General features: G+C 47.9%; 9 protein-coding genes. 5 read left to right on the forward strand and 4 right to left on the reverse strand.

Annotation, left to right across the window (positions count from 1 at the left end; all coding sequences use genetic code 11):
• Positions 1–56: 56 nt before the first annotated feature.
• From A3Q3_RS0111725 to A3Q3_RS0111735, 3 genes are all read left to right on the forward strand, one after another.
• Positions 57–1,934 (forward strand): potassium transporter Kup, encoded by a 1,878-nt coding sequence (locus tag A3Q3_RS0111725; protein ID WP_020183780.1) that lies wholly within the window; start codon positions 57–59, stop codon positions 1,932–1,934.
• 404 nt (positions 1,935–2,338) lie between these two features.
• Positions 2,339–5,986, forward strand: a complete 3,648-nt coding sequence (locus tag A3Q3_RS0111730) for an EAL domain-containing protein (RefSeq protein ID WP_198288918.1) — start codon at positions 2,339–2,341, stop codon at positions 5,984–5,986.
• A 201-nt stretch (positions 5,987–6,187) separates the two neighbouring features.
• Positions 6,188–7,174 (forward strand): sensor domain-containing diguanylate cyclase, encoded by a 987-nt coding sequence (locus tag A3Q3_RS0111735; protein ID WP_020183782.1) that lies wholly within the window; start codon positions 6,188–6,190, stop codon positions 7,172–7,174.
• Between the two features lie 7 nt (positions 7,175–7,181).
• Here the strand turns inward: A3Q3_RS0111735 and A3Q3_RS0111740 are convergent, their stop codons facing one another.
• The 4 genes from A3Q3_RS0111740 to A3Q3_RS0111755 all read right to left on the reverse strand — a co-directional run bounded on the left by A3Q3_RS0111740 (position 7,182) and on the right by A3Q3_RS0111755 (position 10,955).
• Positions 7,182–8,369 (reverse strand): HPP family protein, encoded by a 1,188-nt coding sequence (locus A3Q3_RS0111740; protein WP_020183783.1) that lies wholly within the window; start codon positions 8,367–8,369, stop codon positions 7,182–7,184.
• An 89-nt stretch (positions 8,370–8,458) separates the two neighbouring features.
• A complete protein-coding gene (locus A3Q3_RS0111745) occupies positions 8,459–9,235 on the reverse strand; it encodes a ferredoxin--NADP reductase (protein ID WP_020183784.1) in 777 nt (258 codons plus the stop codon).
• 11 nt (positions 9,236–9,246) lie between these two features.
• Complete coding sequence (locus A3Q3_RS0111750) at positions 9,247–10,206, reverse strand: electron transfer flavoprotein subunit alpha/FixB family protein (protein WP_020183785.1); 960 nt, start codon at positions 10,204–10,206, stop codon at positions 9,247–9,249.
• Entirely contained in the window at positions 10,203–10,955 is a 753-nt protein-coding gene (locus A3Q3_RS0111755; protein WP_020183786.1) for an electron transfer flavoprotein subunit beta/FixA family protein, read from the reverse strand. The genes A3Q3_RS0111750 and A3Q3_RS0111755 overlap by 4 nt, the downstream gene beginning before the upstream one ends.
• Before the next feature lie 103 nt (positions 10,956–11,058).
• Here A3Q3_RS0111755 and A3Q3_RS0111760 point away from each other — a divergent pair, with 103 nt between their 5' ends.
• Both A3Q3_RS0111760 and A3Q3_RS0111765 read left to right on the forward strand, forming a co-directional pair.
• Complete coding sequence (locus A3Q3_RS0111760; protein WP_020183787.1) at positions 11,059–11,985, forward strand: LysR family transcriptional regulator; 927 nt, start codon at positions 11,059–11,061, stop codon at positions 11,983–11,985.
• Positions 11,986–12,023: 38 nt separating this feature from the next.
• Entirely contained in the window at positions 12,024–13,679 is a 1,656-nt protein-coding gene (locus tag A3Q3_RS0111765; RefSeq protein WP_020183788.1) for an electron transfer flavoprotein-ubiquinone oxidoreductase, read from the forward strand.
• The last annotated feature ends 112 nt before the right edge of the window (positions 13,680–13,791 follow it).

The raw sequence follows: 13,791 nt of genomic DNA on the forward strand, positions 1-13,791 counted from the left end.
TGATTGATATATCTCCACTGATTGAATGGCATGGTCATCATTCATCAAGGAAATATATGCATACACAAACCGCATCCAAAGGGCTTGCCGGACTGACCTTAGGCGCCATTGGCGTTGTTTATGGAGATATCGGCACCAGCCCGCTGTATACCATTAAAGAAATCTTTAGCACATCGACCGGCATCGCCCTTACACAAACCAATATTATTGGTGCCATCTCAGCCGTGTTTTGGGCATTGATGCTGGTAGTCACGCTCAAATACGTGGTGCTGGTGTTGCGCGCAGATAATCGTGGGGAAGGCGGCATCATGGCGCTGCTGGCACTCGCCGTATCTAGTGCTAGTCAGACGCCACGTAGTAAAAAGCTCTTGCTAGGTTTGGGCGTGTTTGGGGCTGCCTTGTTTTATGGCGATAGCATTCTTACCCCGGCAATCTCTGTGCTATCTGCCGTAGAGGGGTTGAGTTTAATCACACCTAATTTAACTACCTGGGTAATGCCGATATCGATTGGGATATTGATGGCCTTATTTGCCATTCAACGGCACGGCACGCATACGGTTGGCAAGTTATTTGGCCCCATTATTGTGGTTTGGTTTGCTGTGTTGGGCGCGGTTGGGGCTTACCACGTCATGCAGAATCCTGTGATATTACAAGCACTGAATCCGTTGTATGCCGTACAATTTTTAGCAGCACGTGGCGCAGGTGTGTTTTTAGCAGTAGGGGCTGTGGTGTTGGCCATCACTGGGGCAGAGGCCCTGTATGCGGATATGGGGCATTTTGGCAAACCGGCCATCCGGATTGCTTGGACCGGCTTGGTGTTGCCAGGTCTTGCCCTTAATTACTTAGGCCAAGGGGCGCTGCTGTTAGCCAATCCGGCAGCAGTGAGTAACCCGTTCTATTTGGCATTTCCACCATCGTTACTTATCCCGGCAGTGATGCTGGCAACAGTCGCCACCATCATTGCATCGCAAGCTGTGATTTCCGGTGCGTATTCCATCACGCAGCAAGCCATTCAATTGGGCTTTTTGCCTAGAATGAAAATCACCCATACCTCTGCCAGTGCATCCGGTCAGATTTATATTCCTATGATCAACTGGCTGTTGTTGATTGCAGTGGTGGTCACTGCAATTGCCTTTCAAAATTCATCGGCGATTGCTGCTGCCTATGGCATTGCGGTGACCGGTACCATGCTCATCACCACAATCCTGACGTATTTTGTGTTACGCCATCAGTGGCATTATCCACTGTGGCTGACATTGAGCGCTACCAGTCTATTTATATTGTTAGATGTGTTGTTGTTGGCATCCTGTTCGGTTAAGTTTTTCAAGGGCGGTTGGTTTCCGGTGGCGCTCGCCATGTTGCTGGTACTGGTGATGTGGACATGGAAACAAGGGCGTGAGATATTGTTTCAACACATGCATGAGGGTGACCCAAAGCTAGAAGATTTTGTGCGCATGATTACACAAGATAAGCGGGTGAGAGTTGCACGCACAGCTGTGTTTTTAAGCGCCGATGTAGATGTTGTGCCACAAGCGTTGCTCCACAATATGAAACATAATCAGGTGCTGCATGAGCGTAATATTGTGTTGACCGTGCTGTTTAAAGACGTGCCCAAAGTGAACCCTTTACAAAGGATGCAGATACATGGCTTGGGTAATGGGTTCTGGCAAATTAAATTAGCCTATGGCTTTATGGAAATTCCGGATATTCCACAGGCGCTGGCAGGCTGTGAAATAGGGGATTATCGTTTAGATGCTTTTAACACCTCTTATTTCGTGAGTCGCGAAACGGTAGTGCCTGGCCCTGGTGGAAAAATGGCCCATTGGCGAGATCAACTGTTTGCGACTATGTCGCGCAATGCAGGCAGTGTAGTGAGTTATTTCAATATCCCTAGCAACAGTGTGATTGAGTTGGGCACACGCATCCATATCTAACACATCTCTGATCTAATCACTCTCTAGGCTCAGACTTAAACAATTGGCATGTGTTGTTGTGGCACATGCCAATTGCATTCACATATCGGTTTCTTTGCCAAATTCTCATGATACAAAGTAATGCCAATAAATGACTTGTACGGTAAACTATTTGCGCAATAGCTATATTAAGCAGGTTTTTCTGTAGCTATTCGATAAGACTTTGTGATGGAATACGCGTAAAGTCTTCACTGGTATAAGCGAATGGTTGGGTATGCCTGTGGGCAATGGTGGTGGCGTGTTTAATTTATATCGTATTACATGTGATCAAAATTGAATGTACATCATTCATTAGGGTGCCTGAATCAATGCGCGTGTTGCAATTTAAGCTTTATTTAACTACTTGGTGTGTGGGTTGTCTGCTTATGGCTACTGGCATGCAAGCGGACGCGCGCAGTCAAGTGAAGCTGCAATTAAAGTGGCACCATCAATTTCAGTTTGCTGGTTATTATGCTGCCTTAGAAAAAGGCTACTACCGGCAAGAAAATCTAGATGTGGAGATTATTGAAGGTGGCAAGCAAAGGCCGCCTGTCAAGCAACTGCTGGCCGGTGCTGCAACCTATGCCATTGGCGATTCCGATATTCTCATTGATCGTGTGGCAGGCAAGCCGATTGTTGCAATTGCCTCTACTTTCCAACACTCTCCTTATGTGCTGTTGAGCTTGCGCGAGCAGCAAATATTTAGTCCTCAAGATTTAATTGGCAAACGCATCATGCTCTCGAATGGTTTGGGCGAAGCGCAGTTTATAGCCATGATGAATAAGCAGGGCATTGATATGAAGCTGCTGAAGATCGTGCCTCACACTTGGAACTTGAATGACTTAACGCAAGGTAAGGTGGATGTCATGTCTGCTTATGCTTCTGTTGAGCCGATACAGCTGGAATTACAAGGTTATTCGCCTGCCATATTAAGTACACAAAAGTTTGGGGTGGATTTCTATGGCGATATTCTGTTTACCACTGAGCAAGAAATTCGCACCCATCCTGAGCGTGTAGAAGCATTTTTGCGCGCCACCAAAAAAGGCTGGAATTATGCATTTAGCCATCCGGAGGAGTTGGCTGACCTCATTCTCAAAAAAGAAAGTGTTTCAAAAAACGGTATCACCCACGACACCTTATTGAGAGAGGCTTATGCCATGAGGCCCTATGTGATGTCTGACATTGTTGAAGTGGGGCATATGAATCAAGAGCGTTGGGCGCATATAGCAAAAACACTGTCAGACCTCAACATGATCCCCAAACGCTATGTGTTGGATGGCTTTATCTATCACCCCAAAAGCAATATGGATGCAAGTGCTGCACGCTGGTTAGGTGGGTTAGGGCTGGCGTTACTTGCATTGATAGGTACTGTATCGGTATGGAATTTACAAATTCGTAGAAAAGTACGTATTAGAACAAAAGCCCTTCAAGACGAAGTCCTAAGGCGAGAGCACGCGGAGGAGCTGCTCAAAATTGCCGGTGAGGCGGCAAGGTTAGGGGGGTGGATTTTAGAGCTAGAGGAACAGCGCGTGCTGTGGTCGGATGAAGTCGCGGCCATTCATGATTTGCCGGCCGGCTATACGCCCAGTATTGAAGAGGGCGTAAGTTACTTTGTGCCAGAGCATCGCCATATCATTCAAAAAGCTGTGCACGACTGTATTCATCAGGGCGAGCCATACGACTTGGAGCTGGAAAAAATCACGGCTTTAGGTCGCCGAATTTGGGTGCGCACTATTGGGCAACCAGTGCGCGATGCGTATGGCAATATTGTCCGATTGCAAGGTGCTTTTCAAGACATATCCGAACGTAAGAAATTAGAAGCATTTAAAATGGGGCAACGTGCCATTTTAGAAAAAATTGCCGTCGATGCAACTCTGAATGAGATATTGCATGCCGCAGTAGCATTGATAGAGGCGCAGTTCCCACACTGTTTGTGTTCTGTCATGTTGCTGGATCATGACGAAATGCATCTGGCGGATGGCGTCTCGATTAAGTTGGACTCTCGCTATGTGACACAACTGCACGGACTCACCATTGGTGCGCGGGCAGGCTCGTGCGGAACTGCCGCATATGAAAAAAGACGGGTCGTTGTCACTGACATTGCACAAGACCCGCTGTGGGAAAGTTACCAACACTTGGTGACAGACTTTGGTCTAAAAGCCTGTTGGTCCTCTCCTATCTTTTCGAGCAAACAAAAAGTACTAGGCACGTTTGCCGTGTATTACCAAACAGTGGCGGGGCCAACCGATGCTGAGCTGGAGTTAGTGGATGCACTTTCCCACTTGCTTGGTATTGCCATCGAGCGCCACCAGTCGCAACAACATTTACGCTTACTGGAGACCGGGATTGCCAGACTGAATGATGTTGTGATGATTACCGAGGCTGAGCCGATTGACGCTGGTGGGCCGCGTATTCTTTTCGTCAATGATGCCTTTGAGCGGGTGACCGGATATAGCCGCGAAGAAGTGATTGGTAAATCGCCACGCATATTGCAAGGCGAGCATACGCAAAAAGAAGAGTTAAGAAAAATGAGGCAGGCGCTTGAAGCTTGGCAGCCAGTACGGGCCGAGGTGATTAACTATAAAAAGTCCGGCGAAGAGATTTGGCTGGAGTTGGATATTGTCCCAATCAGCGATGACACTGGCTGGTATACCCATTGGGTAGCAGTCGAGCGTGATATTACGCAGCGTAAGCAGGCCGAAAGCAAAATTCAGCAGTTGGCATTTTACGACCCAATGACCAACTTGCCCAATCGGCAATTGTTGCTAGATCGCCTAGAGCAGCGCCTTGCTTCCAGCACACGTACACATCACGCTGGCGCGGTTATCTTTATTGATTTGGACAACTTTAAATCACTCAACGACACGCACGGGCATGATGTGGGTGATTTATTACTGATTGAGGTGGCGCAGCGCGTGGTGGCGTGTGTACGGGAAACCGATACCGTGAGCCGGTTGGGCGGCGACGAGTTTGTGGTGATTATTGACGAGCTTGATGAAAACCTGCAAGAGGCGGCAGTACAGGCCAGCGCAGTGTGTGAAAAAATACTCAATAGCTTTAAAAAGCCGTTTCATTTAAAGCAATATGTGCATCACAGCTCGCCTAGTATTGGCGTTACGCTGTTTAACTACCAACAGCCCACCACTGTGGATGAACTATTAAGGCGTGCAGATTTGGCGATGTACAAAGCCAAAAGCTCCGGCCGCAATACCTACCGATTCTTTGACCCGCAAATGCAAGCCGTGGTCAATGACCGTGTATCTCTTGAGGGAGATTTGCATTTGGGGATTCGCTATCAGCAGTTTGAGTTGTATTACCAGCCACAGATGGATAGCGCACGGCATGTGATTGGCGCAGAAACTTTGATTCGCTGGCATCATCCTGACCGTGGATTGGTGATGCCCGGCCAGTTTATTCAATTGGCCGAAGATTCAGGCCTGATCTTGCCGATTGGCCAGTGGATACTTGAAACCGCCTGTAAACAGTTATTGGCTTGGGCCGCACAGCCGCATACTGCACACTTGGTGCTTGCTGTGAATGTGAGCGCGCGTCAATATTTACAAGCGGATTTTGCAGAAAAGCTGATTGCACTGCTAGATAGAACAGGTGTAGACCCTACGAAGTTGAAGTTAGAACTGACGGAAAGTATGTTGGTGGAAAATGTAGAAGACATCATTGTTAAAATGTCTGCACTCAAAGCCAAAGGCGTGGGCTTCTCTTTAGATGATTTTGGTACGGGTTATTCTTCGCTTTCTTACTTAAAACGTTTGCCACTCGATCAGCTAAAAATTGACCAGTCCTTTGTGCGTGATGTGATGACTGATCCCAATGATGCTAGCATCGTACGCGCGATTATTACCCTAGGGTTAAATTTGGGCTTGGATGTGATTGCGGAGGGCGTGGAGACAGAGGCGCAATTACAAATATTGCTGGCCAATGGATGTAAAGCATTTCAAGGGTATTTGTTTAGCAAGCCTGTGCCTATTGCACAATTCGATAGCTTACTAAATGCAGCCACACTTCCAGCCAATTAATTTAGGCACACTGCTTAATCACTGAAATCACTATTGCAGCCGTTTTGTATCAGCACAACAATGCAATAATTTATACGGTAAATAAATAGTGAGCGAATATTTGATGGGCTCGCTAAAAATGTGTAAAGTAAAGCCATCAGCCGCGTCTGCGTTGGCTCGCACGCTGTTAAGTCTTTGTGACTGTGTTAAGGAGTGCTTTCAATGCGCCAATCAGTATCATGTCCAGTACCTGCCAATGAGCCTCAGCGCGTTGCGTCATTGTATGCGTATGATATTTTGGATTCGTTGCCAGAAATGGACTTTGATACGCTAGCCAGTGTTGCAGCCAATGCTTTGAAAATGCCAGCCGCCGTGATTGGGCTGATGGATTCCGAGCGATTATGGTTTAAGTCACAAATCGGTTTGGGTGTCACACATCTTGATCGTAGTATTGCATTTTGTGCGCATGCCATTATGCGACCAGATGAGGTGCTGGTCAGCGAAGATTTAACAAAAGATGCTCGGTTTGTGCATAACCCGCTGGTGACCAACGCCCCCAATTTAAGATTTTATGCGGGCGCGCCACTCATCAATCAACAGGGCTATGCGCTTGGGACCATTGCCGTAGCCGATACAAAACCCAGAACACTGTCCGATGCAGAAAAGCAGTTGTTAAAAGACTTTGCCAAACTTGTGATTCTGGCAATAGAAAGCCGTAAAACTGCCACGCAGCTGCAAAAATTGGCCATGACAGATCAATTGACCGGCTTACCTAATCGTGTGCACTTTGAGCGTGTGCTCAATGCGGAAATCTCACATGCCAAACGTAGCAAGATTGCCTTTAAGTTGTACTTGATGGATTTGGATAATTTTAAATGGATCAATGATACCTTTGGGCACCCCGCAGGAGATGAGGTGTTACAGGAAGTGTCGCAACGCATGCTCAATGAAATTAGGGCAGAAGATTTGCTAGCGCGTTTAGGTGGCGATGAGTTTGGTTTGATTGTGCGTGGCGACTGTAGTCAGTTTAAAGATACCATCACCTCGAGGATGGCCTATGCGGTATCTGCGCCACTGACGTTATCCAATGGCAACGAAGTGAATATAGGTATGTCTATTGGCAGCGTTGCGTTCTCTGAGTCTGTTGATTCTATTGGCGAGCTGCTGGGTGTTGCAGACGAGTTGCTGTACCAACAAAAGCGAAAGTAATCCGCTGTTAGGATGACAAGCCCAGCGTTCTGAGGTTGGCCAATCGCCCGTGATAGAGCGCAGAGACCAAATCTGACTGCGTGACGATACCCACAAGCCTCTGCTCACTATCGACGACCGGAATATGGTGCAATACTCGGCCTTGCGTCATCAGCGGAATTAGCTCAATGATATGCATATCGGCGCTCGCCGTGACTACGGGTGAGCTCATGATTTGACCGACGACTTCTGGTTTGTCTGCATGATGGCCAGCGGTGCGTCGGATGAATTGCTTGAGTTTGACTTCAAAATTATCATACACCTCAAGGTTTGCATTTTTCATAAAATCAATTTGCGTGATGATACCAATGACCAAGTTGCTTTTATTGACCACGGGCAGCGCCTTGATTTTATGCTGGCGCATCAACGCCCAAGCCTCTTCCAGTTCTGTACCAAACTCTACGCTAATTACCTCTGTCGACATGATGTCGCGGCATTTGATTTCACCAAAGCGTCTGCGATACGCATGCATCTCGGTTTGTTGAAACAGTTTTTCCAGATCATCACGGCTGATATACAACAGCTCGTTATTTTCTTTCAATACTTCATTCAAGTCATCTGTGGTAAACCCAAACCGCAATTCCGGTGGAATGGTTTCGTTGGCAGCCTCTTTTTTTCTATGCCGAGCATGGTGTGGGTATTCGTGCCGGGTGGTGGTATGAAAAACGATGGCGGTGATAATCAGAATGACAGAATTCAGTGCTACCGGCGCAGCTACAAACCAATACCCTAACGCATGAATGGCTGGCCCGCCCAACACTGCGGTGAGTGCAACCGCGCCACTTGGGGGGTGCAGGCAACGCATGCATAACATCAGTAAAATGGAGGCGCCCACAGCAATCGAAGCTGCCAACATGGGATTGGGAATCCATATGGCGCAGGTGACGCCGACTAATGCGGCAACCAGATTGCCACCTAATAATGACCATGGTTGTGCTAATGGGCTGGCTGGTAATGAAAACAGTAGTACCGCGGAAGCCCCCATAGGGGCAATCAAGTAAGGGACACTGGAGAGTTCGCCGGTGATAAGGTATGTAGATACGGCTGTTAGCGCGATACCTGCAAATGCACCGATAGCAGCGCGCAAGCGCTCACGGTTGGAAATGACGATGGCTTCCGGTACAAAGCCAGACAGCCAATCATATAGTCTGATCATGTAAAGCTCGTTGGATTCAATAGACGCTGATTTTACACTGTGCACTTTTTCAGTGCATGTGTTATTTTCTGCGTCAGTTGATCTCCTGATTATTTTTCAACGAATGCGCGCTCAATCACATAGTCTGCCGGGTCGCCAATACGTGGCGATACACGGAAACCGCGTGCATCCAGTAGCGCTTCTGTGTCTTTGAGCATTTGCGGGCTACCGCATATCATGGCTCTGTCATGTTCAGGGCTTAATGGCGGCAGGCCAATATCGTCAAACAGTTTGCCACTGTTGATCAGATCGGTAAGTCGGCCTTGATTACGGAAAGGTTCTCTGGTGACGGTTGGGTAGTAAATGAGCTTTTGTTTGACTTCATCACCAAAAAACTCGTTATTGGGCAGTACGTTTTCAATAAAGTCTGCGTAAGCCAGTTCATTCACATTCCGCACACCGTGAATTAACACCACTTTTTCAAAGCGCTCATATACTTCAATGTCTTGAATCAAACTCATGAAAGGCGCCAAGCCAGTGCCGGTAGAAAGAAAGTAAAGGTGTTTGGCAGGCGTTAAGTCATGAATCACCAACGTACCGGTCGGTTTTTTGCTGACGAGCAACTCGTCACCGACTTTCAGGTGCTGGAGCCTTGAAGTGAGCGGGCCATTGGGCACTTTAATGCTAAAGAACTCTAAATGCTCTTCATAGTTTGGGCTGGCAATACTGTAAGCGCGGGTGAGGGGGATGCCATCCACCTCAAGCCCAATCATCACAAATTGGCCATTTTCAAAACGCAGGCCAGGGTCACGCGTCGTTGTAAAACTAAATAAAGTATCGTTCCAGTGGTGAACGCTCAATACGCGTTCAGAAGTGTATTTGCTCATGAATTAAATTCTTATGGTTGTGATTGAATGGAGGCAGTGAGTGATGGCACGACTTCAAATAAGTCACCCACCAAGCCGTAGTCTGCTACTTGGAAAATAGGGGCATCAGGGTCTTGGTTAATCGCCACGACCACTTTGCTGTCTTTCATGCCGTATGTGTGTTGTACGGCGCCAGAAACGCCAACCGCAATATATAACTCTGGTGCTACAGTCACGCCAGTTTGGCCGACCTGAATATCATTCGGTGCAAAACCTGCATCTACTGCGGCGCGCGTAGCGCCGAGTGCAGCGCCTAATTTAGAGGCCAATGGCGCAAGAATTTGCTCAAAATGTTCTGCGCTACCCAATGAGCGGCCACCAGAAATGACCACTTTAGCGGAGCTGAGTGGTGGGCGTTCTGATTGGCTACGGAATTCAGAAACCCAGCGTGATGCAGGTGTGGCGGGCAGTGCTGCTATCGTATCGATTTCAGCCGGTGCTTGCGTACGGGCAGCCTGCGGAAAACGGCTGCTATGTATCGTCAGTATCTGCAATGTATCGCTACTTTGTACGGTGGTGTAAATATTGCCTGCATACACGGCACGTACATACGTTTTGTTCGCTTGAATTTCCAATACGTCAGAGATCATGGCGACATCCAGCAATGCGGCAGCACGCGGCAGAATATTGCGGCTAAAGGCAGAATGCGCAGCAAGGATAACGGAATAATCACGCCCTAATTGTGAAATCAGCTTGGCTGCATCTTCAGCGAGCGTGTGCGCAAATGCTGTGCTATCGCTGTAGATAACGTGGCTTACGCCTTGAATCGTGGCGGCGGCCTGTGCAATAGAGTTTGCATCATGCCCCAGTACCAATAACTCTACAGGCTGGTTCCAAAAAGCGGCCGCGGCCACGGCGTGATATACGCCCTCTGATAAGGAGCGGCCATCATGCTCTGCCAAAATCAATGTTTTGTTAGCGGTAGTGCTCATAGTGATATCCCTTCATGCGCGCGCAATTTTTCTAATAACTCAGTCACGCTATTGACCTTAATCCCCGCTTTTCTTGCAGGCGGTTCGGCAACACTTAATAAGCGTACGCGTGGTGTGATGTCGTCTGACAGCGTATTCGCTGCAAGCGTTTCAATCACTTTCTTTTTCGCCATCATTAAATTGGGCAGTTTGACAAAGCGCGGTGCGTTCAAACGTAAATCTGCAGTGACAACAGCGGGCAATTGCAAGGCCAGTGTTTCCGTGCCGCCATCTACTTCGCGTGTCACAGTCGCTTCATTGCCAGCAATCTCAATGGCTGAAGCAAATGTACCCTGTGGATAATCCAAGAGCGCGGCAAGCATTTGACCCACTTGGCCAGCATCATCATCCACAGCTTGTTTGCCCAGTAAAATCAGCTGCGGTTGCTCTTTTTCTACCACGGCTTTGAGTAACTTAGCGACAGCTAATGGCTGTACCTCGCTATCGCTTTCCACCAATACGGCACGGTCAGCCCCCATCGCGAGTGCGTGTCTGAGCACATCTTGATGTGCAGCATTGCCGATGCATACTGCGACAATTTCGCTGGCGATGCCTTTTTCTTTGAGGCGAATTGCTTCTTCAATAGCATTTTCATCAAATGGATTGATGCTCATTTTTACGCCCTGCGTATCCACATCAGAGCCATCTGCTTTCACGCGTACTTTGACGTTATAATCAACCACACGTTTGACTGCGACCAGTATTTTCATGTCAGAAATCCTTTGTAATTGCTGCGTATTTTACAGTAGCGTATAATATTTACCAAATGGATTGTATTGATAAAATGTATCTACAAAATAGATACAAAGGACGATGAAATTTAGCTTAAGACAATTAGAGATATTTGTGGCGATTAGCCGCACTGCCAGTGTGTCACGCGCTGCAGACGATTTGTCATTGTCTCAATCAGCGACCAGTACGGCATTAAGCGAATTAGAACGCCAATTCGATTTGCAACTATTTGATCGTGGAGGTAAAGCGCTGCGCATCAATGAAACGGGATTGCAGCTATTACCACGCGCTGTGGAGCTGTTAGATCGTGCCAAAGAGATCGAACACTTACTACAAGGCCATGCTGGATTTGGCCATATGCGCATTGGCGCGACACTTACCGTGGGCAATTATTTGGCTACCATATTGGTTGCCAAGTTTTTACAAGATCATCCGGAAAGCCGTATTCAGTTGCAAGTGCACAATACGCAAACCATTGTGCAGCAAATTGCTAACCACGAGCTAGACCTAGGCTTGATCGAGGGCGATTGTAATCATCCGGATATTGCTGTGCAGCCATGGATCGCCGATGAGCTGGTCGTGTTCGGCGCACCCAATCACCCATTGGCCAATCAGAAACAGGTGAGTGTGGAGCAACTATTACAAGAGCCCTGGATTTTGCGCGAAAAGGGATCTGGGACGCGTGAAACGTTTGATAAAGCTTTTCACAGCATGCATTCCAGACTCAAAATTCGATTAGAGCTTGAACATACAGAAGCGATTAAGCGCGCAGTTGAATCTGGCTTAGGCATTGGCTGTATTTCGCGCTTGGCGCTCAAAGATGCATTTAGACGAGGTAGTTTAGTGCCGATTGCCACGCCAAGTCTGGATCTCAGCCGCAATTTTTATTTTTTGTGGCATAAGCAAAAGTATCAAACAACTGGCATGCGCGAGTTTTTAGCGTTGTGTAATGCGTTTACCGCGGGGGTAACGCGCAGCGATCTAGTGAACTTGCCGGATGTAGCATAACGGTGATAGAAATACGGATATAGAAATAAGGAACAGCGATGGAACGTGATGTGATGAATTATGATGTGCTGATTGTCGGTGCAGGCCCCGCAGGGCTATCGGCTGCGATTAAGATCAAGCAGCTGGCACAACAACAAGGGCAAGAAGTCAGTGTGTGTGTACTTGAAAAAGCGTCAGAAGTCGGTGCGCATATCATGTCCGGCGCCGTCATCGATCCCATTGCACTGAATGAGTTGATTCCCGATTGGCAAGAGAAAGGTGCACCACTGAAAACTGCGGTGCAGGATGATCAATTCTTGATTTTGGGTAAAACCAAGCACTGGACGATTCCACACTGGCTATTACCACCGCTGATGAAAAACCACGGTAACTATATTGTGAGCCTTGGCGATGTTTGTCGTTGGTTGGGCGAGCAAGCTGAAGCACTTGGCGTGGAAATTTATGCGGGCTTTGCTGCGCAATCTATGTTGTACGATGAGAGCGGCGCAGTGGTGGGGATTATCACTGGCGATATGGGGCGTGATGCACAGGGCGAACCGACTGCACAATTTACACTAGGCATTGAAATCAGAGCTGCGTACACACTGATTGCTGAAGGTGTGCGTGGTTCGCTGACACGTGAGTTAGAAACCAAGTTTGATCTACGTAAAACAGCATCGCCACAGAAATATGGATTGGGCTTTAAAGAAATATGGCGTGTGCACGTGGAACAACATCAGCCAGGGCTAGTGCAGCACAGTTTGGGCTGGCCACTCAACGCAGATACTGGCGGCGGCTCGTTTATCTACCACTACGGCGAGCAATTGGTCTCGATAGGCTTTGTTGTGCATTTGGATTACACCAATCCACATTTATCTCCGTTTGAAGAATTTCAGCGCTTTAAAACGCATCCGGCCGTCAAGGCACTATTAAAAGAGGGTAAACGATTAAGCTATGGTGCTAGAGCGATTAGCGAAGGTGGCCTACAGTCATTGCCTAAATTGATTTTTCCGGGCGGTGCCTTGATTGGCTGCAGTGCTGGCATGGTGAATGTGCCACGCATCAAAGGCAGTCATAACGCAATGAAGTCCGGCATGCTTGCCGCAGAGGCTGTATTGGATGCTATTCAATCGCCAAATACGGCGGGTGAACGTTTATTGCATGCCTATCCGCAAGCGTTGCAAGATTCTTGGGTATGGCAAGATTTGGATGCCGTGCGTAATGTAAAACCTTGGTTATCTAAACTGGGGAGTTGGGGTGGCATGCTGATGGGCGGTATGGAGATGTGGTTGCGCGCACTGCACGTGCGTTTACCGTGGACCTTACAGCATCAGCAGGCCGATCATACGTGCACACAGCCAGCCAACACAATGCCCGTCATCTCTTATCCAAAACCAGATGGTGTGTATAGCTTCGATCGATTGACTTCCATTAGTTTAAGCAATATTGCGCATGAGGCGAACCAGCCTTGTCACTTACAGCTACTAGATAACACTGTGCCCATTCGTATTAATTTGGCAACCTATGATGCGCCTGAGCAAAGGTACTGCCCAGCTGGTGTGTATGAAATTGTGCAGCAAGCATCAGCACCGGTATTGCAGATTAACGCGCAGAACTGCATCCATTGTAAAACTTGCGATATTAAAGACCCCACCCAGAATATTGTATGGGTACCGCCGGAAGGTGGCAGCGGCCCGACTTACACAGGCATGTAGTTTTCACTGGTATATAACTTCGTATTCAAGTAAAGCCGCCCCGATTTGGTGTTGAGCTTGTGGCTCAATACCTAGAGTCATGTAGGGGGGATGCTTGAATGCGAGAAACAAC

This window comes from Methylotenera sp. 1P/1 (genome assembly GCF_000384355.1).
In the GTDB taxonomy this organism is placed as follows: Bacteria; Pseudomonadota; Gammaproteobacteria; order Burkholderiales; family Methylophilaceae; genus Methylophilus.